The following is a 25,028-nucleotide window of genomic DNA, read 5'->3' on the forward strand; positions in this document are numbered from 1 at the left end:
GGTTCATCGCACCTTCGGGAAACGTTCGGTGACGTCGCGGTACTCGTCCCGGATCGCGGGCTTGGCGAGCTTGCCGCTGGGCAGCCGGGGCAGGGGATCACGGCGGATCACGACGTACCGGGGCACCTTGTAGTCCGCCATGCGGGTCGCGCAGGCCGCGACGATCGCCGCCTCGTCGAGGTCGGAGTCCGCGGCGACGGAGACGATCGCGGCCGGGGTCTCGCCGAACCGTTCGTCCGGCGCCGCGATGACCGCGACCTCGGAGATGCCGGGGATCGTCATCAGGGCGGCCTCCAGCTCGAACGGGGAGATGTTGATGCCGCCCGAGATGATCAGATCCTTGAGCCGGTCCGCGAAGCCGATGCGGCCGTCGGCGTCGCGGACGCCGAGGTCACCGCCGTGCAGCCAGCCGTCCCGGATCGCCTGCGCGGTCAGTTCGGGCGCCGCCCAGTAGCCGGGGGTCACCCCCGGCCCACGCATGATGATCTCGCCGGGTTCGCCGGGCTCGCAGTCGGTGCCGTCGGGCCGCACGACCCGCAGGTCGGTGAACGGGGAGCCGGCGCCGCAGGTGGCGGCATGCTCCTCGGCCTCCTCGGGCAGGGTCGCGGTGGCGATCCCGCCGACCTCGGTCATGCCGTAGATCTGGCGCAGCACGACACCCTTGGCGCCCCAGGCCCGCAGCAGCGGCACCGACACCGCCGCGCCGCCGACCACCGCCGAGCCGAGGCTCGACAGGTCCGCCTCGGCGAAGCCGGGTGTACGCGCCATCGACTCCCACAGCAGCGGCACACCGAACATGGCCTGGATGTGATGCTCGGCCAGCCGCTGCACCGCCCGCGCGGCGTCGAACCCCGGCTCGATGACGAGGGTGCCGCCCAGGATGCCGGTCATGAACAGGCCGTAGACGACACCGGGGGTGAAGCAGAGCGGCAGCACCAGCAGGGTCCGCACCCCGGTGTTGAGCGCGTCCTCCCGCAGCGAGGCCTCGAAGGCGATGTCGAGCATCGTCCGGTTGGTGCAGATGACGCCCTTGGACCGCCCCGTGGAGCCGCTGGTGAACAGCACCGTCATCGGCTCGTGCTGGTCGCGGTCCACCCGGAAGGCGCCCGTCTCCCCGACCTTCACGCCGCCGGCCTCGCCGCCCGTCTCGCCGGTACGCAGCGCTTCGACGGCCGCGATCTCGACGATGTCGAGGTCGCCGTCGAGCTGGCCCGCGACCTCCTTCAGCGTCGCGGTGAACGCGCCCTCGGCGATGACCAGCCGGACCCCGGCCTCCTCGAAGAAGGACCGGATCTCCCCCGCGACCAGCCGCGGGTTGATCGGAACCAGGACGCCGCCGGCCCGCAGGACACCGATCGCGGTGACCGCCCACTCCAGCGAGTTGTTGGCCAGCAGCGCCACCCGGTCACCGGGTGCGACGCCGCGGGCGACGAGCGATCTCGCCACCCGGCTGGTCCAGTCCCGATACCGCCGGTAGTCGACCTGGTCGTCACCGAAGACTAACGCGACCCGGTCCGGCTTGGCGCGTGCCCACCAGTCGAGAACCGAAACAACCGACGTGGCCACTTCTTTCCTCCTTTTTGCATGGATTCCTTTTGCGCGGATTCGGCGATTCAGGTCTTCGACCGCGGCAGCGCGGGGCCGGCCAGAGCGGAACAGAGGCCCGCCCGTTCGCCTGCGGCAGTGGTTGAGATGCCCGGCGCGGCCGGCCGGTCCGCGAACATGTACTCGACATCGGTGCGACGGTGCTCGAAGCCGGCCAGCCGGGCGCTCGTCACGAGCGGGCTCTCCGCCGCCGGCACGACGATCACGGCCGCCATGCGGTGGTGCCCCGCCATCCGTTCCATGGCCGCGCGCAGCAGCTGGTCCCGCACGGTCCCGGGCCGCGCCGCCGAGCCGGCCACCGCGAGGCCCTCGATCCGCCCGGCGGTGCCGTACTCGGTCCGTTCGACGGGGCCGGGATCGAACCAGATCGCGCCGGCCACGCCGCCGGCCGTCGGGGCCACGAGCAGCTCACCGCCCGGTGGCGGTGACGACGTCGCGGAAACCCGCCACAGGTCGGCGGCGTGGGCCCGCTCCCGGTCGGTCGCGGGTGGGCGGGCCGGCGCCGCGGCGCCGTCGGCGGGCCGGGGGAGCGGCCGGTCGCCGTCCACGGCCGCACGCAGATCCGCGAGCAGCCACCAGCGCCGATCGTTCACCTCGACACCGAGCCGGCGGAAACGGCGGGCCACCCGGGCGGCGGCGGGATGGTCACCCTGCGCCCAGATCCGCAGTCGCGCCGCGTCCAGGGCGGAGACCCCGCCGGCCCAGCCGGGTCCGCCGAACGGGCCGAGCTCCTCCAGGAGCAAGGTCGTGACACCCAGGGAGCGCAGCGCTGGACGGACCACATAGCGGGCGACAGCCGGCCCCGCGCCGGCCGGTTCGACCCGCAGACAGGCCGCGAGAACCGGTGCCGGTGCGAGGGACGGGGCCGGCACCGCAGCCGAGGCCGTCGCCGGCGCTGAGGTGGTCGGCGTCGAGGTGGTCGGCGTCGAGGCGGCTGGGGCCGGCGTCGACATCCAGCGGCCACGGCCGCCCTCGCCGGACATCCAGACCAGCAGCTGTGTCGTGCCTGGTGGGAGCGGTTCGGCGATGCCCGCCTGCAGGTAGCCGGTCTCCTCGTCCTCCCGGGCGGCCTCGGCGAGCAGCGACGCCAGCTCGGCGGCCTCGCGCGCCGAAAGGCCCGTCCGCCAGCCGTGCTCGATCAAGACAGCAGCCTGCCGATCTCGCGGTGGAAGACCTGGTTCGCCACCTCGTTGCGGCCCAGCACCATGCCACCGGCGTCCGCGCTGGCGAGCCCCGCCTGGGAGGCGCGCAGCAACGGGAAGTCCTCGGCGTGCAGCACCGCGAGCAGGATCTTCCAGTTCTTCTCCCAGCGGGACTGCCACTTCTGCTCGTCGAGCCCGCTCTGGGCCACGTCGCGGACGATCAGGCGCATCTCCATCCGGGAACGGTCCGGGTCGGTCGGATGCGGCCGGAAGGTGAGCAGCTCGAAGTGGTCCGGCTGACGCAGCAGGGTGCTGTTCGGCAGCAGGAAGTGGGTCTCGGTCACATAGCGCCCCAGCGGCGTGTCGCCGGGATCCTCGTCCAGCCACCGGTCGATGCTCTTGCGCGGCACCACGAACCGGCAGTGCCGGCCGAAGTCCTCGAACGCCATCACGTTCGTGTGGATGTGCAGCCCCGCCGTGTTGGGGTGGGCGTACTGCACGTGGTAGCCGTCCAGGAAGGCGTCCTGCATGATCTTCCAGTTGACCGGCTCGTCGAAGCCCTCGGCCTGGAAGCAGATGTGCCCGCCGAGGTCGTACCCGCCGAGGATGCCGTCCATCTCCGGGCCGAGCCAGGCGGCCACGTCGATGTCGGTGGCCTCGGCGTTGTCGATCACCCAGATGAAGCCGTGGCGCTCCTCGCAGGGGAGCTCCACCAGGCCCAGTCCGGAGCGGTCGACCTCCCCGAAGGTCGAGTCGAGCGTGATGGTGCGCAGCGACCCGTCGAGGTCGTAGGACCAGCGGTGGTACTGGCAGGAGAACAGGCGGCAGCGGCCCTTCTCCTGGTCCTCGAGCAGCGCTCCCCGGTGCCGGCAGAGGTTGACGAACGCCTTCACCCCGCCGTCGCGCTGGCGGGCGACGATGACCCGGTTGCGCGGCAGCTGCAGCGTGACGAAGTCACCGGTCCTGGGCAGCTCCGAGCCGTGCGCGACGATCGAGGGGACCCGGCCGAACACGCGGTCCCGTTCCCGCGCGGCGACCGCCGGATCGGTGAACTCCGTCGGGCCGAACGGCGTGACGGAGTTGTACTCGTCCGTGGTCTGCCCGCGCAGATGCTCGAGCGCACGCCTGATCCGTGCCTCCCTCGACACGATCGACTGGGTCATGATTCCTCCTCGAGGGATCCCCGTCGCGCAGCCACCGCGGTGGCCATCGCATAAAACTAACGAGTGTAGATAAAAGTTCCGATGCCTGCTCCGGGTGGGCGATCGGGCTGCCCACCCGGAGATTCCGACGCTGTGTGCCAGGCTCAGCCGGTCGCGGTCGCGGTCGCGGTCGCGGTCGCGGTCGCGTCGGCGTCCGCGGGCGGTGCGTCCTCCTCGAACGTCATCGCGACCCGGGACAGCGTTCCGCCGTCGGTGGCGGGCACCACCACTCCCGACATGTAGGCCGAGTCGTCACTCGCCAGGAACAGCGCGACCTTCGCGTTGTCCAGCAGCGACGGCGGGCGGCGCAGCTTGAGCGGGATCGGTGACACACCCGGGTTCCACGGGCCGGCCACCTCCTCGTAGGACTGGCCGACGACCGGCGAGCCCGGCGGCATCAGGAAGTTCGGTGACATGCCGTGCGTGGGCGCCAGCGCGTTCACCCGGATGCCGAACTTCCCGAGATCGAGGGAGAGGCCGCGGACCAGCCCGTTGACCCCGGCCTTGGTGGCCGAGTACAGGGAGATGCTGTGGTAGGCCACCAGGGACGCCGCCGAGGAGGTCACCACGATCGCGCCGCCGCCGCGTTCCCGCATCGGGCGCACCGAGTGCTTGCACGAGAAGAAGACGCCGCTGAGGTTGACCCCCAGCACCTGCTGCCAGTCGGCCTCGGTCAGGTCCTCGAAGGCCACCGGCTCCCCGCCGGCGACCGACGGAACGCCACCGCGGGACACGACGCCGGCGTTGGCGAACATGATGTCCAGGCCGCCGAACTCCTCGACGGCGGTCGCGACCGCACGGGCCACATCGGCCTCCACCGACACGTCGGCGGTCACCGCCAACGCCTTGCCGCCCTGCTCGGTGACGAGCCTGACCGTCTCCTCGGCGCGGTCGGCGAGGATGTCGACCACGACGACCGAGGCGCCTTCCTGCGCGAACAGCAGGGAGCTCTGCCGGCCGAGCCCGGAACCGGCCCCGGTGATGACTGCGACTTTTCCTGCGAGCTTCATACCTGCACCTCGGTCACTTCGACGTCGACGTTTCCAGGGGCGTTCTGGGTTTTTCCAGGGGTTTCCCGCTCCGGGCCGAAGGTGATACCCATGCGCTGGAAACCACGCACCTGGCTCGGGAGAATGACGGGCGGATCGGCCGGGTCGAGGGCGTAGTCCGGAATGCGGCGGTGAATCTCCTCGAGCGCGATGCGCAGCTCGATCCGGCCCAGATGGGAGCCGATGCACCGGTGTGGGCCCGAACCGAAGGAAAGGTGCCGGTTCGGGGTGCGGTTGATCCGCAGCTCGTCCGGGCCGTCGAACTGCTCGCCGTCGCGGTTCGCCCCGCACAGCATCACCAGCAGCTGGTCGCCCTCGCGCAGCGCGACCCCACCCAGCTCGGTGTCGTGGCGCACCCGGCGGCCGGCCGACACCGCCGCCTCGTAGCGCAGCACCTCCTCCACCGCGTTCGGGATGAGCCCGGGATCGTCGACGAGCAGTTTGCGTTCCTGCGGATGGGCCGACAGGTGCATGAGCGCCCAGCACAAAGAGCCGCGCACGGTGTGCAGCCCGCCGATGAGAAGGAGCAGGAAGACCCGGCGCAGCTCGTCGTCGTCGAGTGGCCGCTGGGCACCGTCGGCGGTCACCATCGCCTGCATCACCTGGGCGGTGACGTCGTCGCTGTCCGCCGGCGCGCCCCGGCGTTCGTCCACCATCCGCTGGAAGTAGCCGAACAGCGACATCGCCGCCTCGGTGCGCGAGCCGACAGCCTGCTCCGGGGTGTCGCCCGGGCGGCCGTTGAGCAGGATCTCCGTGGCCTCGGCGAACATCGAGGCGTCCGACAGCGGCCAGCCGAGGAGCTCCAGAAAGACCCGGGTCGGCAACTGGTGGGCGAACTCGGCGACGTACTCGCAGCGCCCCCGGGCGGCGAAGTCGTCGATCAGCTCGTTCACCGTCCTGCGGATGCCCTGCTCCAGCACCTTTATCCGGCTCGGGCTGAAAAGCGGTTGCAGGGCGTGCCGGTAGAGGGTGTGCTCCGGCGGATCCAGCTCCAGCGGGATGAACTTCCCCTGCCCGGCGTCCACCAGGTTGTTGGGGTAGCTGGAGAAGGTCTCGTGCTCCCGCAGCACCCGGTGCACGGCATCATAGGAGGTGACCACCCAGTGGCCGCCGTAGGCGGTCGAATAGACGACCGGCCCGCGCCTCGCCAGCTCGGCGACCTTTTCCTGCATGCGGTCGACCGGCATTGTTAACATCGGATCATAGACGTCGAAATCCACTACCAGGTCGGGCGGGACGTCCGCCAGTTCAGTGACCACGACGCTGCGCTTCTCCTTCCGGCCAGGCGGCATTTCCGCGGGCGGGGACGAGCCGGGCGCGGAAAGTCGTCGAGGCGTTCCGCGGGGGAGGGGATTCCATCACTCCGTACCGGGGAAACGTAAACCTATTGGCTGTAGGTTAGCGGCCGGCTGACAGGCGGTCAACCCTGACGGGCCCCGGCCCGACGGCGGTCGAAACGATCTTCGATCGATCCTGGCCCGTCCGGCACCGGCCGGGATGACCGGTGCCGGATGTGATCGGATCCGCCGGGCGAGATCAGGGTCCGGCGGACCCGGCCGGGGCCCGCCAGGCCTGGTGCCCCGGCCCCGGCCCGCGGCCTCCCCGCGCGGCTATCGGTCCGAATGCGGACAACACCCTCGGAAGCGGGCTCAGACCTGTGTGGCGAGATCGGAGAGCAGGGCGAGAGTGCGTTTCCGGGTCGGTTCGTCGCCGAACAGGCCGACCACCAGATCGGTGGCACCGGCAGCGGCGAAACGCCGAATCTCGCGTTCGACCTCGAGCTCGTCCCCCACCGCGGCGGTTTCGTGCACGCCAGTCAGGCCCTGCCGATCCAGCAACGCCCGATAGCTCGGCAGCTCGGCCACGAAGCCAAGCTGCTCCGAAAGCGTCTGCAACGCACCTGGCCGGTCGTCGGTCACAGCGGCGAGAACACCCGCGACGACGCGGGGCGCGGGGCGGCCGGCAGCCGTGGCGGCCGCGGTGACCGCGGGGGTGATCGTCTCCTCCAGGTGGCGCGCACCGGTCCAGACGGTGATGGTGCCGTCCGCGAGCTCGCCGGCGAGACGCAGCAGCTTCGGTGCCAGCGCCGCGAGCAGGACGGGTGGCGCCGACGTGCCCGGTACGTCCACCCGGCCGACGACGGTGAGTGTCTCGCCGTGGAATTCGACGTCCTCGCCGTGCAGCAGTGGGCGCAGCGCGGTGAGGTACTCGCGGACATGCCGGGCCGGTCGGTCGAACGAAAGGCCGAACTGCCCCTCGACGATCGGTCGGTGCCCTGGGCCGATACCCAGCACGAACCGGTTGCCGCTGGCCGCCTGCGCGGTGAGCGCCTGCCCGGCCAGGACAAGCGGGTGCCGCGGGTAGGTCGGGACGATCGCCGTACCGATCTCGATGCCGGGTACCCGCCCGGCGCACAGCGCCGCCGCGGTAACCGCATCCCAGGATGCGAGCTGGCCGAAGTGGGCACTGGCCAGCCCGGCGTCGGCGGCCTGGCGGACCTCTCCGACCAGCGCTTCCAGACCTGGACCGTCGGCTATGTGGACACCGAGACGCATGCGTTCGCCCCTAACCTGAACAGGAACCTCAGCTTCTGGCTGTGAGTGTAACCTGAACCTGCGGTTCCGCATGGGGAGGCGATCAAGGTGCGGTCGGATGCGCGGCGCAACCGGGAGCTGATCGTTTCCGCGGCGCTGGCGGTGATCGCCGAGCGCGGGTCGTTCGCGTCGATGGACGAGATCGCGCGGGTCGCGGGTCTCGGCGTCGGCACCCTCTACCGGCACTTCCCGGACCGGCAGGCGCTGCTTGACACCATCACCGTCGACACGCTCCGTGAGCTACATGCCGTCGGTCAGCGGCAGGGCGTCGGCAGGCCGCGGAGCCCCGAGCTGAACGAGCTGAACGAGCGGAACGGGGCCCGTGCGGGTGCCGCCTGGGCGGCGCTGCGAGAGGTCGTCGACCACTGCACCCACGCGCCACTCACCCTGATCAAAACCCTGAACGAGAGTGCGAGCGACGAACCCGAGATCGCCCGCCTGCTCGCCGATGTCAACGAGATGCTGGTGGGAATCGTCGAGGCGGCGCAGGCCGAAGGGACGCTTCGGGACGACATCGCGTCGGCGGAGGTCGTCCAGGTGATCAGCGTGGCGGTATGCCGACCCGGTGCCCGGCCCGACGACGCGCTCACAACCGTTCTCATGGACGGCCTACGCGTTCGCCGGCCCGAAACCGAGGCCGGACCGGCACCGGCACCGGCGGTAGCGCTGACATCGGCGGAACACTGAGCGGACCAGCCGGAATCCCCCGTTCGCCTCAAGGTGCCGGGGGCCCGGCCCGTCCGAACAGCGGAGGGTTCTCGTCGTTCCCGCGACCGGAATCCTCCGCTGTTCGCTACTGCGGCTTGTTGCTCTTGTCGAACATCCGGGCGAGGTATTCGGTGCGCAGTACGCCGCGGCCGTCGGCGCCGATGTAACCGACGTCCCGGGTGAGGTACCCATCCGGATAGTCGTAGCCGGCGGCGGTGATCTCGCCGTTGCGGGTCCACCAGGCTTTGCGATGGGTGTTGCAGCGGTCGCAGGTGTGGACCACATGGTAGGCACGCGCCTCGCGGTCCCAGGTGGCGCTGTGCGGTTGCCAGCGGTGACCCATGGTGCGGCATTCGACGAAACTGACGGGCAGGTCGCGTGCCCAGGACTCGATGCTGCGACGGGGAGCCTGCTCAGGCACGACGGGGACATCCTCTCTGACGCACTGCGTGCGGGACGGGTGAAGCGCGTGAAGCGCGTGGGGCGTGTGGGGCGGGCAACGGCCGTCGGGCATCCGCCGGCGATGTTCCGTGGGGTGATCCTGCCATCCGGACGGGTCCACGTGCCTGCCCATTGCTCCCCTTAGGGGCAGGCCTGTGACCTGCTCGGACGCCTTCGGATCGGTTCCGTCGCGAAGGCGTCCCGCCGGCCGGCGTCCGCCGGTGTCCCGGTGGGCTTCAAACGACCTGCCGGTCGGCATGCTCATCCGCCAGCTCGCCCGCCAGGGCTACCGTCGTGGCGGGTAGGGGATGGCGGCGTCGCGGCCGGGCGGACGGAGGCGGGTGGCATGCAGTCGAGTGGTACGGGGCCGAACGGCCTGGAACCGGGTGGCGGTGACCCGGGTGGCATGGGCCTGCGCGAGGCGATGCGCACGTCGGGCGCGGAACGAACGTTCACCGAGGAGCCGGTACCGGACGAGGTGCTCGCCCGCGTGCTCGACGACGCCCGGTTCGCCCCCAGCGGTGCCAACGCGCAGCCGTGGACGGTGATCGTCCTGCGTGACCCGGAGATCCGCCGCGGTGTTCGCGAGCTTTCGGTGCTCGGCTGGCGCGAGTACCGGGCGCAGGTCAAGGCCGGGCTGCGCCCGTTCGCGCCCGGGCCGGACGGCCGCTGGCACGGCCCGGGTGTCGACCTCGCCGAGGCCGCGGCGACACCCCGGCCGATGACGTTCATCGACAATCTCGACCGGGCGCCCGTGCTGCTCGTCCTGTGCGCAAGGCTGACCGCCCTCGCGGTGGCGGACGTCGACCTGGATCGGCAGAGCATCGTCGGTGGCGGGTCGGTCTACCCGTTCGCCCAGAACGTGTTGCTCGCTGCGCGGGCCGAGGGGCTCGGTGGGGTCCTGACGACCTTCCTGGTGCGCCGGGAACCGGCGGCGGCGAAACTGCTCGCAATTCCCGCGGACCATGCCATCGCCGGTGTCATCGCCCTCGGCTACCCCCAGCGCCGGGCCACCCGGCTGACCCGCCGCCCCGTCGAGGAGTTCGCCCGCCTCGACACCTTCGACGGCCCGGCGTTTCCCGGCCCCGCCAGCCGCGGGACGACCCTGTAGGCGGGTCGATGGCAGCCTCTGCCGTCAATTCGTTGCGCCGGCCGATCCGCGGGCCGGAAAATGCTGTCGGCAAGCAACAGGTTGGGGGCGGCGGGTTTCGCGTCGGGGCCATCGGCCCCTCGCGACGGGTGAGCCGCGCGGGAAGTGGGGGAGCGCACCATGACGCCGACGCCCGAGGCGGATACGCCGAGCACGGCACGGCCGTCGCGCTCCTTCATCGAAGACGCAGCCATTACCCAGTACCTCGTCTCCGACCAGCGCTGCCTGATGGTCATGCCGGTCAGCGACGCCGTCAGATCCCCCCGGGGCACCATCTCGGCGGGAATGGTCCTGACCGTCTTCGACGTCGGCGCATCACATCCCGCCATCATCGCCGGCCGGCCCGACTGGACGGCAACCCAGGACATCTCGCTGCACGGCGCGGAGCCGATCACCGAGGGCCCGATCGTGCTGGACAACCAGCTTGTCCGGGTCGGCAAGAAGATCATCATCGCATCCGCGGCCGTCTACGACGGGCACGGGCTGGATGACGCCGACAAGCTCGCCCGCCTCATCGACCAGGCCGGGCCGTCGGTCGTCCCCACCGGGCTGACCCGGGCCGGCAGCGGCCTGCTCACCTTCGCGCGCCTCCCCCGGGCAGCGGCGCCCGGCATGGACGACTACGACCCGGGAAACTGGATCGGGCAGGTCCACCGCCCCGCCGCGGGCGGCCCGGTCGAAGGCTCCCTGTACGAACGGATGGGGCTGGAGCTCGTCGACGCCCGCACCGGCCAGTTCGACCTGGAACGCACGCCGTTCGTGACCAACAGCATCGGCACGATCCTCGGCGGAGCCCTGGCCGTCATGGTAGAGGCCTCGGCCGAGGCCCTGTGCCCCGGCCTGGTGGCGACGGACCTGCAGATCCACTACCTGTCCCAGGTGCGGACCGGCCCGGCCCGCACCGCCGGCACCGTCCTGCGGGACGCGGGCGACCACGCGGTGGTGACGGTGCGGGTCACCGACGCCGGCCACGGCGACCAGCTCCTCGCCCTCGCCACCGTCACCCTGCGAAAGGGCTAGCGAGAAAGATCACCCGCGCCGGCGTCGGCCGGGGGCGTTGCTGTGGGGCAGGTCAGGACGGGCGGAGAAAACTCCGGACGTCGTCGAGTCCATCCAGGGCCCGACCGTCCACGTCCGACGGATCCAGCTCGGCGCGTGCCGCCAAGGAGTGCACCAGCGCGACTGCCTCGTCGCCGAGATGCCCGAACCGCCGAGCGGTGTGCCCGAGGCACAGCCCGGCGAGCCCGAGCAGCGGGCTGCCGGCCACCGCCCGGGTCCCGACCTGCACACACCAGTGCTCGACGAACTCCCTGTCGGCGCCGTTCAGGGCGATCCCGACCAGAGCGTTCGCCGCCGCGGGTTCATGCGCCCGATCCGCAAGCGCCCGCTCCAACGCCTCGACCACCGCGTCCCGCGGCAGTGCAGGCGGGTTCTCGAAGATCGGATGTGATGGCACGCCGCGAGACTACGCATTCCCACCCGCCACGTCTCCCGGACCGCGACCTACGCGAGCGCCCCTGCGCGTCAGAGCTGACCGTGTCGCGGCGGCCGGGTGCCGGACAGCAGCCAGCGGCCGATGTGCTGGACCTTCCAGCGCGTCGGATCGTGCAGGGTATGCGTGCGGGCGTCCCGCCAGTGGCGGTCCAGGCCCAGGGCGGCGGACGCCGATCGGGTCCCGCCGAGCTCGAACAGGGCGCCGGCCACCTCGACCGCGGCCCTGGCGGCGGCGACCTTGGCGACGGCGGTGGCGATCGACGCCCTGGCGGTGCTGTCGTCGGTCGGTTCGGCGTCGGCGGCGTCGATCGTGCCCGCTGCCTCGCGCAGCAGTGCCTCGGCCGCGCGCACCGTGATCTCCAGCTCGCCGGCCTGCTGGATCACCAGCGGCTCGGCGGCGGCGCTCGCCGCGCCGGACTCGAACCACGGCCGGGCCTTGCCCACCGCGGCGACGGCCGCGTCGAGCGCACCACGGGCGATGCCGGCGTCGAGGGCCGCGTGGAGGACCTGCGCGCGAGCACCGTAGGTGGTGGGGCGGTCGAAGATCGAGGTGAAGGGCACGATCTCGGCCGTATCGACCGGGACGCCGCGCAGATGGACGGTGCCGCTCGCGGTGGTCCGCTGCCCGATGCCGTCCCAGTCGTCCTCGACGGTGACACCCGGGGTGTCGCGGCTGATGTAGGCGAGCGCCTTGCTGCCGTCCTCCAGCACCGCCCGCACCACGAGATAGTGCGCGAACAGTGCCCCGGTGCAGTAGAACTTGTCGCCGTCGAGGAGGTGGCGCGTCCCGTCCCGGCGCAGGGAGGTGGCGTCGTCGGCCACCGTGCGGCCGCCCTTCTCGGACTGCGCGTTGGCGAAACGTGCCCCGGCGAGTGCCGCGGTGAAGAAGCGCTCCTGCTGCTGCTCCGTCCCCTGCCGGCGTAGCGCGTCGAGGAAGACGAAGTGGCTGTGCGGGATCTGCGCGAGGCTCGCGTCGGCGGTGGCCAGTACCCGGAAGACCTCGGCGAGCGTCGTGACCGGGACGTCCGCGCCGCCGAAGCGTGCCGGCACCGAGATCGCAAGCAGGCCGGTGGCGGAAAGCCGCTCCACCTCGGCCGCCGGGAGCTCGCGGTCACGGTCACGTTCACCGGCCCGGGCCGCGAACTCGGCCGCGAGCTTGCCGGCGACCTCCTCGGCCTCGGCTGAGTCGCGGATGACGTGCGCGGGGCGCCGGCCGCGTTCGGTCATGGGTGGCCTCCGTGGGGGTGGGCCGCCTCGGCCGGCAGGATGCCTTGGCAGCAGGAGGCATCGATCAGAACACGCCTGCTATGCCGGGCACGCCCCCTGATCGGATAGGCGACTGCTGATCAGAGCGATCACGCGACGACTACGTGGTCCTGGAGGAGTACGAACAGGGATTCGCCGAGGTTGAGCCGGCCGCCGTCACGGGTGGTGACGGCGGCCGGTGCGACGTGCCCGGTTGTGTCGGCGAGCGCGGCGGTGGGCCGTTCCCCGGGGGTCACCGGTGGTGCTGGGAGGAGGGTCCGGCCGTCGGGGAGCAGCGCGATGATCGTTCCGTTGCTGGTTCTGCGGAGCACGATGCCTTCCTCGTGGAGGTGGCGGTGGTGGGTGCCGCAGACGAGGGTGAGGTTCCTCATACGTCGATTAAGGCACCACCACCGCCAGGAGATCACGACGGCGGAGGCCCCAGAAGACGACGAAGATCCGCGACCTGCGCATCCGTCAACCGAGGAGCACGGGCGAGAAGCCGAGCCACATGATCGTCAGCGGGAGGGTCGACCGGGCCGGCCGAGGCCGACCCAGCGGAGCCGGACCCACCCGCCCACCCACGCCCCGGGCACGCCCGTGACCGGGGACGGCCACCGTTGCTGTCAAGAACCTCCACCGGCGTATCGGCATGAACGCTCATCGATCAGCCCGCCCCGCGCCCACCGAGCCACCAACCGCCGACGCCGTTCGCTGATCGGACGGAGGATCACCGCTCCGTCCGGACCCCAGATGCAGCCCCCGACCCGCATACGTCCACGCCCCAAGAACGATCGTGTTCTCATCACCCTCGACCCGGCCGAAGGCGTCCACCGGGATCCGGCCCGCCATCGCGGCCCCGATCGTGCGCGACCACACCCGCCGCACCGCCCGCAACGCGGTAAACGTCGTCGAGTGCCGCCGCGACTTCGACAGCCAGTGACCACCAAACCCGAAACTGTGAGACCAGCGCACCAGCCGGGGCACATCCCCCGACTCCCGGCCCAACGCCGCGTCCAACGCCGCCGCGAAAGCCACATCACGGCCCAGCCGCCAGCACGTCTGCACCAGCCGGCGCAGATGCGCAGGCAGGGTCAGCCTTTCCAGCACAGCCAGCGACCGCACCGGATGATCCAACGCACCACCCGCCGCAGCGGACTTCGTGATGTACTTCGCCAGATAGTTCCCGACCCGGCCCACATCCGCCGGCCCGTCCACGGCGATCCGACGGATATCGACCTGCACCCCCCAGCGCACCGCCCAGCCGTCAGCCGCAACCGCGCCGAACGTGTCCGCGTCCGGATCGGGGGCAGGCACCGCCACCGCGCCCACGACACCGCGCAGCGCGTCCGCGACCAGCGCACCGGCCGCCCAGCCCGGAGGAGCTGAGCCCGGTCCGTCGGGACCGTCCACCCGAATCACGACATGCAGGTGCACCACACCCCGCGCCTGCATCTCCGCGACCTTCACGAACGACATCCGCGCCGAGCGGCGTAGCCCCGCCACGGTCAGACCGGCCACCGAGGCCACCGCGGATTCCGTCGCGTCCCGCGTGACCTTCCACAGCTTCGGAACCAGCGCGTTCCACACCACCGACCGGMCGTACTGGTAGCAGTCTGGGCAGAGCGGGGACCCGAGCCGGGAATCCGCCTCATGATGCCGCTCATGACAACCCGCCGGTCTCCCGTGTGGGCACAGGCCCCGCCGGGGGTGACAGGCCCGCACTGGCCCCGACTTCCCGCCCTTCTGGCGACGGGAATGCACCGCACCGAAGCTCGGAGCTGTCAACGTCACAAACCACGCCGGATGCCCGACCACCGTGTCCGGCACACCCTTGCCGCCGGCCAGCCCGGCCAGGACCAGGCGCCGCGCGTCCCGCTTGTAGACCGCCGAACACGCCGGACACGCCGACTCACGCCGGTTACCGCACCGCACATGCAACACCCCGCCCGGCTGATCCGAGCTGGAAAACGCCCGCCGGACCTCACCGGTCACACCATCCACGTGATCGACATGGCCGGACAGGCGGATCGGCCGGGCACAGCCACCCGCGACCGGCCGATTTTCGGGCAGGCTCACGCCCACATCCACGGAAAACACCGCGCCCCTTCACCCGCACACGCCCCCACCGCCCCAGGCCCGGACACACCACAGGCCAGCCAGCAGAAACGCGCGGGAAGAAAGCAGGAATGAGAACAGGGAACCGGAACGGAAACCGAACCCGACGGGCCTTCCGTCGTACACCCATCCCAACCCGAAGCGCCTGCACATCGCCACACACACAAACGCGCTAATAGTCGGCAGCGCGAATGGCACAAGAACGGGCAGCGCAACCGGCACCAGACCGGCACCGGCACGGGGAACAGGTGAACGCGCGGAAACCCCGCGCAGGCTCAGCCGCCCCCGGCTACCCGCTCACCCCACAGGCAGCAGCAACCCAGGACAGCAGCAGAACACGACACATGCGCACCCCAGACGGAACATCAACACGACTGGACGCAGACCACCGACGGTGACCCACGGTGCAGCAGCCCGAGCCCGGTCCGTGCCGCTCCGAGGCGGCTCACATGTGGACAGCCCAAAAATGTGGCGTACTGCCGTACAAGAAAAAGATCATCGTGGCGCAGGGTTCAGAACCCTCGAATGCCGTCATTGACGATACCACCCCGGCCCATCGGGTGCCAGAGGACATGGCGACGACCCCGGGGCACCTCCACCCGAGGGGAAGGGGCGGGAAGGCCGCGGGGTCGTCTGGCGGGGGTGGAACGGTAGGGATAGTTCCGCGAGAATCGTTGCTCTACCGGTCCGGCTCGACGGCCTGTCGTACCGCGGACGGCCCCGGGAAGTCGGCGGGTATCGCGTCCATCAGCGTCTCGTTGGCAAGCTCACCCAGCCAATATCCGGAGTTTCGACGCTCCCCGATCCTGCGGAAACCAGCTTTCTCGTAGGCCCGGATCGCAGCGAGGTTCGGAGAGAGTACCGCTAGGTGGACGCATCGCAGGTTCGTCACGTGAAAGGCATAGTCGAGCGTGAGCCGCGTCGCTTCGGTACCGATACCGTTGCCACGGCTGGCCGGGCCGAGCTGGATTACAAACTCCCCGGTTCGCACGTGATGGTCGATGAGAACGGCAGTGGTGCCAGCGGGGGTCGGCGGATCCGTGGTCACGTCGTAGACGGTGAACCTCAGTTGATCGTCCGTGCCGCGCGCCTGATGCTGGAACCCCTCTCGCCGGTTTTCCAACGAGTCCGGTGTCTGGCGACCGTAGCCGACCAGGACGCCAGGATCCTGCTCCCACTGCCAGTAAAGATCGACGAGGTTGCTGGAGAACGGGCCGAGCCCAGCGCGTTCGCCCCGGATCCACACGATCGGTTCATGCACGCCTGATCTCGCTTCCGTCGTCGCGTTCGGGTATGGCGCGCAGGACACCGAACCGTGCGGTTGACGACGGTTCGGCAACCCGCTGCCCGTCGTCAGTCTCTACCCAGGCATGGAGCCGAACAGGGTCGGCTGCTGCGCCGTGGCACCACGTCACCCGCTTCCGGCCCATGGCCAGCAGGAGGAACGCCGCTGATGATTCTTCCAGGCAGGCAACACGACCCGGCATGACCGTTCCTGCCCGCCGGACCGCGTAGACCGCCTCCATGAGGTGATCAGCTGAGGCATTGACCCTGGTGCGTCGCGTGGCCCACGTCAGCAGCCGAAGTAGCCGCGCCATCCGGCTGCGACCTTGTCCGGCCGCGAGCACGCCGAGCACCACGAGCAGGGCCACACCCGCACGCAGGGTCATCCGGCAGGATGCGGATCCGGCCGTCGTGCGCCCGGCCTGCATCTCCTGTGTTCCCCAGCTTGGCACCCACGACGGCCCGACCGCCGTCGGTTGGCCCGCTCGATGCCGAGGGGTCTGCATGATCAGTTCCGCCGTAAGGAGCTGTTCACGCAGGGCCCGCGCGGACTGGGTGTCCAACAGCCCCGACGGGTCGCCGTACCCGCTGGTCGTTGCCGCCTCCCACCAGCGCGCGGCCGGCCCGGTCAGTACATCAGCACGGCCGTTGCGGTAGTTGACAATCACCGTGGCCGGGCCGACATCGAGCGCACGAACGTGTTCGGGGACAATGATGTACTCACAGGACATTATCTATCGCTCTCCGTAGTCCTTGGAATCCACACCACATCGGATGTGCCACCCAAGGCCCGTAGCCATACCTCCGCCGCCAAAGCCGGCTCCACGGTGGCGAACGGGACAGGGAGCCCCGCCGCCATCATCGTCAACGTCTGTCGGAACTCCCCGGGCTCGACGAGACCCAGAGCGGCCAACCGGCCGTCAGTCAGGGCATGGAGTGACGCCAGGTTCGTGCGCATCCCCTGGTAGTGGTCGGGATTTAAATCGCCCTTGGTAGTGCGCTCTGCCAGCTTGGCAGGGAACAGGTCCGCCATCGCAGCCCGCAACACGGGCTTGTAATCGGCGGGGCCGGGACGGTCACCCAAGGAAACCGACAGATAGGCATCCACCACGCGAGAATCCGTGAATGGGTTGTGCAGCGGTACCCCGGCCGCTTCGGCAAGCTGAATATCGGCGCGCGCGGAGCGCCCCACCTCCGCCATTCCTTCACCGGTCATGACCGTGGCAAACGAACCGGGGGTGGGATCATCCGTGCATTCAGCCACCGCCGAGGCGACAGCCCGTGCCCGTTCCCGTGCTTGCAAGGTCGCCCATGAGGGAAGAGGTTCGATCCCGCACCAGCCGATATCGCCATCGGCGGTACTTCGCGAGGAACCTCCACCCAACTCCGTGGCCAGCGCCGCCAGCGCGCCCGCGCGACGTTCTCGCGAGACACGGTGAGCCGACCGCAGCAGCGGCCACACGGGAAGCCTACGCAACCGCGCCCATCGGATCGTTTCGACCACTGCCCGCCGGCTATGCCCCATCGCGAACAAATCTGCCAGAATGATTGGTGGAGAACACAGCAGGCTATCCCCACCATCGCCAGTCAAATGACAATCAGTGCCGAAGGTGCTCCGCATCCAGGTGAGCTGACCGGAGAAGCGGGCATGCGCGATCGTGGACGGCGCCGGTTCGTCTGTTACCGGGACAACATCCAACGCGGAATACGGCGCGTGCTCCGCGCCCAGCGGCATGAGGCGATGAACGATTCCGGAATGCCTGGCCGCGAGCCGCGCATAGTCCACGTCCCCACCCGTGGCACGGCCGACTGGATGCACCGTCACACCGGTCACCGGCCGCGCAGTGCCGGACGACGCATGGGCCAGCAAAGCAAGAGATGTCGAGTCGAACCCGCCTGACATATCCGCTGTCAGCGCTGTCGCGTTGACTGCCCGTACCGCCACCGCCGCTGCCAGTTCCGCCCGCAGTCGCCTGCCGGGTGAATCTGCGCATGGCCGAGGCGACCACATCCGTTCCGCCCGCACCGCCCCCGACCGGATCAGGGTCAGGCGATGCCCGGCGGGTACAAGCCCTACGCCCTTGAATGCGGACCGCCCCGCAAGCAGGACAGGTACCGACGGAGCCAAAAGCCACATCGCCAACCGATCCAGATCCGGCCCGGCACCGGTCAGCGCAGCCAAAGCGCGTGAGCTGGAAGACCAGTACACCCCGCCGTCCAGCGAGGTTGTGTAGATGGGCCATGCTCCGCCCAGGTCGGTCCAGATGCGGGTACGGCCGTCGGTGACTTCCACAGTGGTGTAACTACCCGCCCATCGCCAGGCCACGTCGTCCGGAACCCCGTGCGTTCCGAGTCGTGTCAAAGAATTCCGAGTGATGGCGCAGGGGCCGATCACCGCAACCATGCGGTGGTCGCTGTACGTCGTGCGGACCTCGTGCCCGTCCCATCGTCCGACCGTCCAGCATCCGGAAATGGTCGGCCACACCTCCGCACTGTTGACAGGGATCCGCGGTGGCGTTGCGGCGCTACTGAAGCCCCCGAACCAGCGCATGTCTCCCATCCCTTTCGCCCTTTCCTGAACGTGCTGGTGCCTGGCCCCATGCAGAACCAGGCACCAGCAGGACGCGGACTAGCTGTTGTACGCCTTCCGCTTGTCCTCCGCGCTGCCCTTGCCCTGGCCGAGTGTCACCATCGACGCCTCACCGAGGCTCACCAATAGCACCGGAGCCTTTTCCGCMGGGCCGTCGTGCGGCTGGAAGTCAACCGTCACCATTTTTCCGCCCTACCTTCCCTGGTGTTTGCGCGGCCAACACCGCGCCTGGGTACCCGACAGCGGCCGATTCCGCATCGGGGGATCTGGGTGAAGGCTCACCGGAGCGTCATCCTTGACTATGACGCAATGTCGACCTTCAAATCAGAGCGGGAAAATGGATCTCCCACACGTCGATCGGCAACACCACTTCGTGGTCGCGCAGGCGCACCCGATGCAAACTGAACGTCACTCCGTCCGGTGTCACATCCGGGTTCGGCCTCGATCCCGCCATCACGATCTGGGGCAGCTCACCTGCCATGATCCTCTGTCGCCGCAGCCGGATACCGACCGCCCACGCCACCCGGGATTCCATCAGCGACGTGAACCTGCGGTGCATCAGCACGAGCCCCACCGGAGCAAGCTGGGCAATCCCTATACTTGCCCCCACCATGATTTCCTCGTCCACCGCCAACTGGTCGGACAGCAGCATCTGCTGTGCCTCGCTGTCCGCCTGCAACGGCTCTGGCAGCATGCCGATGATCAAACCGTCGCGGTGCCAGGGAACGAACTCCGGGAGCTGGCCCGTGTGAAATTCCCACCCCGTGGCCGTGACCGCCCCAATCACCATTGCTCGGGCCCCGGACGAAGAGCCCGATCCCTCAAAGGCTCGCGATCATCCCCAAGTCCAGGAACGGAAGCGCACGGTATCTCAGAATTGTGATCCCGTGCCGGTGGGCATAGTTCGCCATCGACCGCAGATCCGCGAACGGGGCGACCACCTGAGCGCCCGGCACTACCAGCGCGAAGGCTCCCGACGGAGTCATTACGTCCCGGAGGTTCACCATTCGCGCGAGCCCCGTAGGAATACCCGTTCTCGTCATCCCACCCCCAGTCGTCATCGTCGACGTCGTACCTGTCCTCGTCCTTCATCGCTCCCACCTCCACCGACCGCATCCGTCGGACCGCGAACTCCCGGTACCTATCCGGACCAGGAATGCTGCGCACTCCCAGGCCACGGCACCCCAGGCCCCCAACGGCACCGGCCGGGGGGGAGGGCCCCAAGCCCGACCAGGGCCGCTACGAGAAGTTCAACGCGGATTCCGCACGTGCCCAAGGACAGATGCCAGGTCAAGTAACCGGCTGTCGCCAACGGCCCGTCCGGTGATCAGAGCCGTTGTCCGGTTGACGTGACCAGTCGAATCACAGGTCAAATGATCAGTCGACCAGCCGAATCCACGGTGACTTCCCTGCCGCCCGGTCCGCCACCGAACATGGACCGCTACGCTTCGTGCAACCCCTTGTTCTGGGAGGCACCCGTGACGCCACATCGCGCGACCGAGCACCCCGGATGGAACCCCTCTGTGCTCCGCCGGTACCGGCTTCAGTACGGGCTCACCCTCCCCACGCTCGCCGAACGCATCCGCAACATCGACGCCGACAGCGCCCGTGAACGAAGCTTCACCCCGCCACTGGCGACCGCCGAAGTCATCGGCAAGCACGAACGCGGACAGACCTACCCCGGCGCCGACTACCGCGCCAGCTACCGGCACATCTTCGGCACTGGAGACGCCGACCTGGGATTCCGCCACCGGCTCCCCGCCGAGCAGGCCCAGACGACTCCGCAGCAGGCCGACTCTCCCAGTGACCGGGCCGCGTCCTCTCCGCCGCCTTACTCTGGAGACATCGGCGGGTACACCGCTTCACGCCCGCCCGATACCGACGGGCCGGAGAGGCGGATCATGACCGAATCAGAAGAGGCGTTTAACTTCCTGGTCAACGCCGAACGGGCCGCAGCTCGACCGGAAGTTCTCGACTTCCTCACCCAACAGGTACGCAGCCTCGCCATCGCGTTCCCGACCGAGGCGACGAACCTTGTGGGCCCGCTACTCGACGCACAGCGCGTCGCCTTCAGACTCCTGGACGGCCCAACTCCGCCAGACCAGGCCCGGGACCTCTACTTTCTCGCAGCAATCACCTCCGGCCTCCTCGCCCGCGCAGGGGTCGACCTCAGCCAGCACACAACCGCCGACATCTACGCCCGCGTCGCCTACCTGTGCGCCGACCGGGCAGATCATCCCGGCCTGCGCATCTGGGTACGCACCGAACAGGCCCGCGCCGCCTACTGGACAGGGGCACCACACGAGGCACTGCGCTACATCGAAGCAGCCGAAGCAGACGTCCACCTCGTTCACGGCACAGCAGCGATAGAGACCGCCGTACAGGCAGCCCGTGCCCACGCGGCACTCGGCGACAGCGCACAGGCCCACGCCGCCATCAGGCGAGCCGTAGACCTCCGCGAGCGGACCCGTCCCGACGACCTGGACGAGATCGGGGGTGAACTCTCCACCCCGGTAGCCGTCCAACTGTTCATCGCATCCGATGCCCTTACCCGACTCCCTGAGGACCCACGCGCCGAGCAGGCAGCCATGGACGCCGTGGAGGCCTTCGCCGCCGCAGGTAACGCCAGCTACGGCAGCCGAGCCGGGGCCCACATCAACCTCGCTCTGGCTCGCACCCGCCGGGGTGACGTCGACGGTGCCCAAGACGCCCTCCGGCCCGTCCTAGCCATCCCAGCCCAGCGCCGCAACCACGGGATCCGCACCCTCATGCAGCGCATTCAAGGCGCGCTGACCGACCAGCGGTACGGACGATCGCCGCAGGCACTCGACATTGCAGCCGAGGTCGAGAACTACTGCCAGGTGACCCCGACAACCCGGATTCCCGAGTAGTTCAAGATCCTCGCTAATGTTCTATACGGTTTCAAGGCGCCCCTACGGGGCGCGCGGATGCTCTGCCGCGCGCGCCGTGCGCGCCGCACTCGCCACGCCCGGCCGGGCTCGCCGCACGCGGTGGGGCCCCGCCTCCCTTCGGTCGGCTCCCCACCGGTGCGTCGGCCTGCCGGGTGTGTCGGTGCGTCGGCCCGTCGGAGCGTCAGACCATCCGCTGTACGCCTGTGAGGTCGGCATCTGCGGTTAGCGATAGATATGGACGCCCTTCGGGCGGCTCACATCCTGGGGCTACGCCCCGTGTTTTCTGGGGCGCTGCCCCAGACCCCGGCCGGACGCTCTGGAGGAGGGGGAGGTGCAGCACGGCACCGCTGATCGCCTCCGCCAAACCGTCGCCCAAGGGGCTATCCCAGAACCTCCCACCCGCGCAAGGGCGCGCCACCACCAGCCCGGTCACGGAGCGTCGGCGCCCTTGCACAGGCGGGAGAACCCGGGATAGGGCAGAGCCCGCCGGTCCGACGGAGGAGATCAGCTCAGGCAGGGGTCTGTGAAGAACAAAGACAGCGGCTTGGTACTGGAGCGGGAGCGGTGGGGTCCGTGGACGTCGCACGGCGTGAGCCGCACAAGGGAACGGCCGGTAACCCCGATGCGGGCTACCGGCCGTTGCGCCGTGGCATGCTGTCAGTCGCCACCGCTGGAGATCGTCACGCCGTGCGCCGCGCACCACGCTGCCGCCGCTTCCTGCAACGCAGGTTCGTGGACATCCACGCTGTACCAAACCGACAGCGAAACCACACCTGAGGCCTGAGCGCGGATCGTCAGCGTACCCGCCGCCGAACGAGTCGCCGCGATCGTCGGGGTATCTATCGCTGCCACGAACCCATCGAATTCGACAAGCCTATGAGCGTCGGTGCGGACATAAATCCGGCCTTCCTTAAGCCGCACAGCGCCATCAAGGAAGTCCGTCGTATCGAGCGTTCCCATGTGCCGATTATCCCCTTCGGAGTAGATCAGCCGGTCAGGAGCGAGGCAACCAGCTCCGCGCCGATCGGATCAGCCGTGTCCGTGCCGTCCCGGGCCACGAGCAGCCGGACACCGGCGCGTCGCACCATCGCCAGCGCGGCCAGCTGGCCTGTTTCCGTCTCGGCAAGGCGGTCGATGCTGTCGACCACGACCACGTCATAGCGGCCCGCCCGGACCAGGCGCAGCGCCGCCCACCAGGCCCGCAGCCCCGACCCGAACTCACGCACCGCACCACCAGCAGCCCAGCCCCGCGCCTCGCACGCCGAGGTGAACACGTCCCGTTGTTCCGCGCTGTCCCCAGGGCCGATGTGTCGGGTGAAGCTCAGCGCCCGCACCGTGCCGGCCATCACTGGCCCCCGTCCCGACGGTGGCGACCACCCGGGAACCCTGAGACCTGCGACTGGTACCACAGGCTCGCCATCGTGCCCGCCAGGGTCACCGTGTCCCACCACTTGCCTGCTACGTCCAACGGCGCGTTGGGGTCCACCATCACCCGCACCCCACCCGGTAGCAGCAGCACCGGCCGCAACGCGGCGTACTGGGTGTGCTTCGGCAGCTGAATCTCAGCATCCTCCGACGGGTGCGCCTGCAACACGACCTGTAGATGGGACCGGCTATCGCCGACCGTCCCGTATGGCATCATGGCCATGGGTTCCACTCCCCTGTTCACGCAGGATTTGGGATCAAGGCCCGGGAATGGTGCTGGTAACACCGTCCCGGGCCGCTATTTAGGAAGAACTACAAGAACATCGTATCGGATTGCGGTTTCATCCGCAGCCGTTTCCGGCATTCGGTGAACGTTTCACGGGAAACATTCACCGTTTCCGGTCAGGCCGCTTCCGGGAAGTTCTTCGGATTCGGTCGAATATCGATTGACTCTTCCCCGGCGTGGCCGCCTTTCGTCGTCGGGAGAATCGTCGTCTGACACAGGTAGCGGATCACGTTACGGCGTCGTTCAAACGGCAGACCTGGGAAGTTCTCCGCCGTGACGCCGGTCAGTTCCGCCGGAACCGTGAACAGAGCTTCCTGCCGTTCGAGGTCTTCGAGCTGTGCCCGCAGCCGCGCCAGGTTACGGCTCAGACCGTCACGGGAGACGTTGACGAGGTCTTCCGTCGGATCCCCGATGAGCGCGTCCTCAACCTGCCCGATCCGGAACCGGACCGCGTCCGCCTTACCCCGCACATCCCCCGACGGTGTCACCGTGGTGGGGGGAGCGTCGAAGGTGACCCCGTCACGGACCAGCCAGCCGACCACGTAGCGGGTCACCACATCGTCGACCAACGTCATCCGCCGCCGCAGATGATCTACTTCTGTGCAGCGGTACATCAGGACACCGTCACGCACCCCACCGGAACGGACCGGTGCCCCGCAGCCCTTGACCCCGCACGAGGCAAGCCCGGACATCAGCCGAGTCGGCTTGTTCCCCGGAGACGTCTTCCGCGCCGGATCGGTCAGGATCGCCCGACCCATCTCCCACTTGTCCCGGTCAACCAGCGCCGGCCACACCGCCGGACCCAGGATCTCCCCCCGGTGGACACGCAGGCCCGCGATCCGGCCCCCGAGCAGCAGCGTCCGCAGCGTCGTGGTCCGCCACGGCACGCCCGTCGACGTCGCCACCCCGGAGTCGATCAGATACCGCACCAGCGACCGCAGCGACTCACCCGTGATCAGCCGGTCGAGGATGTCCACGACGAACGCCGCTTCCACCGGACGTACGGTGACCTTGTCCGGTTCGTAGCCGAACGGCCGTGCGCCTCCCGACCCGTGGGGACGGCCTGCCTCAGCGTTCTGCAACATCCGGCGCCGCACCCGGTCGGAGCGGTGTTCACTCTCGTACCGCGCCAACGTCCCGAGAATCCGTGCCTGCAACCGGCCTTCCCCGGTCGACAGGTCCACCCGCCCGCCACGGACCGTCTCGATCCGCAGCCCCGTGGCGTTCGCGAGATCGACGATCTCTTCCAGTTCCTTCATGCTTCGGGTCAGCCTGTCCACATGCCAGATCAGCAGCACGTTCCAGTGACCCGCCCGGATCCCCGCGACCAGCCGCTCATACCCTGGCCGCCGCCGACCCGAGTACGCCGACACGTCGTTGTCCGGAATGACCACCGGTGCTGGCAGGCCGAGCCGTTCCGCGAGGTCGTTGATGTCCGCCGTCTGCCGTTCGACTCCCAGGCCGGCGCCTTCCTTGTCCAGCGAGATCCGCGCGTATCCCACCGGCCGCCAGCCACCGACAGGAGCAGGGTCGTTCCGATCGTCCGCCATAAGACGATCTTACCGCTATAACCCCTTATTAGACGTGTGAGGTTGTCGAGGTCGGTGCGGCCGCCTTCGGCCCAGCCGGTGAGGTGGTGGATGTTCAGCCATCGGGTGTGGTCGCAGCCCGGGTACTGACAGGTGCCGTGGTCACGGGCGTGTACGGCGGCCTGGAGACGGCGGGTGGGGAACCGGTGTCGCCGGCCGAGGCGGAGCGGGTTGCCGTGCGGGTCGGTGAGCAG

The 25,028-nt window shown here is 69.5% G+C and carries 24 protein-coding genes and 1 pseudogene; 4 read left to right on the forward strand and 21 right to left on the reverse strand.

Features of this window, described 5'->3' with window-relative positions; translation table 11 throughout:
• Nucleotides 1-3 precede the first annotated feature (3 nt).
• The 6 genes from CcI49_RS38645 to CcI49_RS38670 form a co-directional block, all read right to left on the reverse strand.
• Nucleotides 4-1,566 (reverse strand): AMP-binding protein, encoded by a 1,563-nt coding sequence (locus CcI49_RS38645; RefSeq protein ID WP_054569916.1) that lies wholly within the window; start codon nt 1,564-1,566, stop codon nt 4-6.
• 47 nt (nt 1,567-1,613) lie between these two features.
• On the reverse strand, nt 1,614-2,747 hold the full coding sequence (locus CcI49_RS38650; RefSeq protein WP_076834659.1) for a hypothetical protein: 1,134 nt from the start codon (nt 2,745-2,747) through the stop codon (nt 1,614-1,616).
• Nucleotides 2,744-3,910, reverse strand: coding sequence for an SRPBCC family protein (locus tag CcI49_RS38655; RefSeq protein WP_076834661.1), 1,167 nt, complete (start codon nt 3,908-3,910; stop codon nt 2,744-2,746). Before CcI49_RS38655 ends, CcI49_RS38650 begins: the two co-directional genes overlap by 4 nt.
• A gap of 143 nt (nt 3,911-4,053) precedes the next feature.
• Nucleotides 4,054-4,959 carry an SDR family NAD(P)-dependent oxidoreductase gene (locus CcI49_RS38660; protein ID WP_076834663.1) on the reverse strand — a complete coding sequence of 302 codons (906 nt, stop codon included), beginning with the start codon at nt 4,957-4,959 and terminating at the stop codon, nt 4,054-4,056.
• Entirely contained in the window at nt 4,956-6,290 is a 1,335-nt protein-coding gene (locus CcI49_RS38665) for a cytochrome P450 (RefSeq protein WP_054569912.1), read from the reverse strand. Before CcI49_RS38665 ends, CcI49_RS38660 begins: the two co-directional genes overlap by 4 nt.
• A 357-nt stretch (nt 6,291-6,647) precedes the next feature.
• Nucleotides 6,648-7,553: a TIGR03564 family F420-dependent LLM class oxidoreductase gene (locus CcI49_RS38670; protein WP_076834664.1), complete on the reverse strand. Its 906-nt coding sequence runs from the start codon at nt 7,551-7,553 to the stop codon at nt 6,648-6,650.
• A gap of 87 nt (nt 7,554-7,640) precedes the next feature.
• Here CcI49_RS38670 and CcI49_RS38675 point away from each other — a divergent pair, with 87 nt between their 5' ends.
• Complete coding sequence (locus CcI49_RS38675; protein WP_054569910.1) at nt 7,641-8,279, forward strand: TetR/AcrR family transcriptional regulator; 639 nt, start codon at nt 7,641-7,643, stop codon at nt 8,277-8,279.
• Nucleotides 8,280-8,385: 106 nt separating this feature from the next.
• On the opposite strand, the gene CcI49_RS38680 is transcribed toward CcI49_RS38675, so the two are convergent.
• Complete coding sequence (locus tag CcI49_RS38680) at nt 8,386-8,721, reverse strand: hypothetical protein (protein WP_054569909.1); 336 nt, start codon at nt 8,719-8,721, stop codon at nt 8,386-8,388.
• A gap of 366 nt (nt 8,722-9,087) precedes the next feature.
• On the opposite strand from CcI49_RS38680, the gene CcI49_RS38685 reads away from it, so the two are divergent.
• Both CcI49_RS38685 and CcI49_RS38690 read left to right on the forward strand, forming a co-directional pair.
• A complete protein-coding gene (locus CcI49_RS38685; RefSeq protein WP_241840539.1) occupies nt 9,088-9,852 on the forward strand; it encodes a nitroreductase family protein in 765 nt (254 codons plus the stop codon).
• A 159-nt stretch (nt 9,853-10,011) separates the two neighbouring features.
• Nucleotides 10,012-10,911 carry a hypothetical protein gene (locus tag CcI49_RS38690; RefSeq protein ID WP_054569908.1) on the forward strand — a complete coding sequence of 300 codons (900 nt, stop codon included), beginning with the start codon at nt 10,012-10,014 and terminating at the stop codon, nt 10,909-10,911.
• A gap of 52 nt (nt 10,912-10,963) precedes the next feature.
• On the opposite strand, the gene CcI49_RS38695 is transcribed toward CcI49_RS38690, so the two are convergent.
• The 9 genes from CcI49_RS38695 to CcI49_RS38730 form a co-directional block, all read right to left on the reverse strand.
• Nucleotides 10,964-11,347, reverse strand: a complete 384-nt coding sequence (locus tag CcI49_RS38695) for a hypothetical protein (protein ID WP_241840541.1) — start codon at nt 11,345-11,347, stop codon at nt 10,964-10,966.
• 68 nt (nt 11,348-11,415) lie between these two features.
• Nucleotides 11,416-12,612, reverse strand: a complete 1,197-nt coding sequence (locus CcI49_RS38700) for an SfnB family sulfur acquisition oxidoreductase (RefSeq protein WP_054569907.1) — start codon at nt 12,610-12,612, stop codon at nt 11,416-11,418.
• A 128-nt stretch (nt 12,613-12,740) separates the two neighbouring features.
• The gene (locus tag CcI49_RS38705; protein ID WP_241840543.1) at nt 12,741-13,022 is read right to left on the reverse strand and encodes a hypothetical protein; all 282 of its coding nucleotides are present in this window, start codon (nt 13,020-13,022) and stop codon (nt 12,741-12,743) included.
• 268 nt (nt 13,023-13,290) lie between these two features.
• Entirely contained in the window at nt 13,291-14,730 is a 1,440-nt protein-coding gene (locus tag CcI49_RS38710; RefSeq protein WP_076834666.1) for a replication initiator, read from the reverse strand.
• Nucleotides 14,731-15,427: 697 nt separating this feature from the next.
• Nucleotides 15,428-16,009, reverse strand: coding sequence for a GNAT family protein (locus tag CcI49_RS38715; RefSeq protein WP_076834667.1), 582 nt, complete (start codon nt 16,007-16,009; stop codon nt 15,428-15,430).
• Nucleotides 16,002-16,763 (reverse strand): lasso peptide biosynthesis B2 protein, encoded by a 762-nt coding sequence (locus CcI49_RS38720; protein WP_076834669.1) that lies wholly within the window; start codon nt 16,761-16,763, stop codon nt 16,002-16,004. The genes CcI49_RS38715 and CcI49_RS38720 overlap by 8 nt, the downstream gene beginning before the upstream one ends.
• Nucleotides 16,763-18,592 carry an albusnodin/ikarugamycin family macrolactam cyclase gene (locus CcI49_RS38725; protein WP_347280177.1) on the reverse strand — a complete coding sequence of 610 codons (1,830 nt, stop codon included), beginning with the start codon at nt 18,590-18,592 and terminating at the stop codon, nt 16,763-16,765. Before CcI49_RS38725 ends, CcI49_RS38720 begins: the two co-directional genes overlap by 1 nt.
• Nucleotides 18,593-18,661: 69 nt before the next feature.
• Nucleotides 18,662-18,805: an albusnodin family lasso peptide gene (locus CcI49_RS44340; protein ID WP_116437623.1), complete on the reverse strand. Its 144-nt coding sequence runs from the start codon at nt 18,803-18,805 to the stop codon at nt 18,662-18,664.
• A 136-nt stretch (nt 18,806-18,941) separates the two neighbouring features.
• Nucleotides 18,942-19,412, reverse strand: coding sequence for a hypothetical protein (locus CcI49_RS38730; RefSeq protein WP_076834671.1), 471 nt, complete (start codon nt 19,410-19,412; stop codon nt 18,942-18,944).
• Nucleotides 19,413-20,100: 688 nt separating this feature from the next.
• On the opposite strand from CcI49_RS38730, the gene CcI49_RS38740 reads away from it, so the two are divergent.
• The gene (locus CcI49_RS38740) at nt 20,101-21,513 is read left to right on the forward strand and encodes a hypothetical protein (RefSeq protein ID WP_131831300.1); all 1,413 of its coding nucleotides are present in this window, start codon (nt 20,101-20,103) and stop codon (nt 21,511-21,513) included.
• A gap of 678 nt (nt 21,514-22,191) precedes the next feature.
• On the opposite strand, the gene CcI49_RS38745 is transcribed toward CcI49_RS38740, so the two are convergent.
• From CcI49_RS38745 to CcI49_RS43990, 5 genes and pseudogenes are all read right to left on the reverse strand, one after another.
• Nucleotides 22,192-22,494: a hypothetical protein gene (locus CcI49_RS38745; protein ID WP_076834676.1), complete on the reverse strand. Its 303-nt coding sequence runs from the start codon at nt 22,492-22,494 to the stop codon at nt 22,192-22,194.
• A gap of 26 nt (nt 22,495-22,520) precedes the next feature.
• Complete coding sequence (locus tag CcI49_RS38750; RefSeq protein ID WP_076834678.1) at nt 22,521-22,880, reverse strand: recombinase family protein; 360 nt, start codon at nt 22,878-22,880, stop codon at nt 22,521-22,523.
• The gene (locus CcI49_RS38755) at nt 22,880-23,182 is read right to left on the reverse strand and encodes an energy transducer TonB (protein WP_076834680.1); all 303 of its coding nucleotides are present in this window, start codon (nt 23,180-23,182) and stop codon (nt 22,880-22,882) included. Before CcI49_RS38755 ends, CcI49_RS38750 begins: the two co-directional genes overlap by 1 nt.
• A gap of 179 nt (nt 23,183-23,361) precedes the next feature.
• On the reverse strand, nt 23,362-24,795 hold the full coding sequence (locus CcI49_RS38760; RefSeq protein ID WP_076834682.1) for a recombinase family protein: 1,434 nt from the start codon (nt 24,793-24,795) through the stop codon (nt 23,362-23,364).
• A 35-nt stretch (nt 24,796-24,830) separates the two neighbouring features.
• Nucleotides 24,831-25,028: pseudogene (locus CcI49_RS43990) on the reverse strand (HNH endonuclease signature motif containing protein); the annotation flags it as partial.

The organism is Frankia sp. CcI49, from assembly GCF_001983215.1.
GTDB classification, from domain to species: domain Bacteria; phylum Actinomycetota; class Actinomycetes; order Frankiales; family Frankiaceae; genus Parafrankia; species Parafrankia irregularis.

Coding starts and splice junctions, on each gene's coding strand:
- CcI49_RS38670 (WP_076834664.1), bottom strand. CDS start 7,553: ATGCGTCTCGGTGTCCACATAGCCGACGGTCCAGGTCTGGAAGCGCTG.
- CcI49_RS38665 (WP_054569912.1), bottom strand. CDS start 6,290: ATGCCGCCTGGCCGGAAGGAGAAGCGCAGCGTCGTGGTCACTGAACTG.
- CcI49_RS38725 (WP_347280177.1), bottom strand. CDS start 18,592: ATGGGAGACATGCGCTGGTTCGGGGGCTTCAGTAGCGCCGCAACGCCA.
- CcI49_RS38745 (WP_076834676.1), bottom strand. CDS start 22,494: ATGGGAACGCTCGATACGACGGACTTCCTTGATGGCGCTGTGCGGCTT.
- CcI49_RS38755 (WP_076834680.1), bottom strand. CDS start 23,182: ATGGCCATGATGCCATACGGGACGGTCGGCGATAGCCGGTCCCATCTA.
- CcI49_RS38685 (WP_241840539.1), top strand. CDS start 9,088: ATGCAGTCGAGTGGTACGGGGCCGAACGGCCTGGAACCGGGTGGCGGT.
- CcI49_RS38720 (WP_076834669.1), bottom strand. CDS start 16,763: ATGTCCTGTGAGTACATCATTGTCCCCGAACACGTTCGTGCGCTCGAT.
- CcI49_RS38655 (WP_076834661.1), bottom strand. CDS start 3,910: ATGACCCAGTCGATCGTGTCGAGGGAGGCACGGATCAGGCGTGCGCTC.
- CcI49_RS38750 (WP_076834678.1), bottom strand. CDS start 22,880: ATGGCCGGCACGGTGCGGGCGCTGAGCTTCACCCGACACATCGGCCCT.
- CcI49_RS38690 (WP_054569908.1), top strand. CDS start 10,012: ATGACGCCGACGCCCGAGGCGGATACGCCGAGCACGGCACGGCCGTCG.
- CcI49_RS38700 (WP_054569907.1), bottom strand. CDS start 12,612: ATGACCGAACGCGGCCGGCGCCCCGCGCACGTCATCCGCGACTCAGCC.
- CcI49_RS38660 (WP_076834663.1), bottom strand. CDS start 4,959: ATGAAGCTCGCAGGAAAAGTCGCAGTCATCACCGGGGCCGGTTCCGGG.
- CcI49_RS38730 (WP_076834671.1), bottom strand. CDS start 19,412: ATGGTGATTGGGGCGGTCACGGCCACGGGGTGGGAATTTCACACGGGC.
- CcI49_RS38705 (WP_241840543.1), bottom strand. CDS start 13,022: ATGAGGAACCTCACCCTCGTCTGCGGCACCCACCACCGCCACCTCCAC.
- CcI49_RS38760 (WP_076834682.1), bottom strand. CDS start 24,795: ATGGCGGACGATCGGAACGACCCTGCTCCTGTCGGTGGCTGGCGGCCG.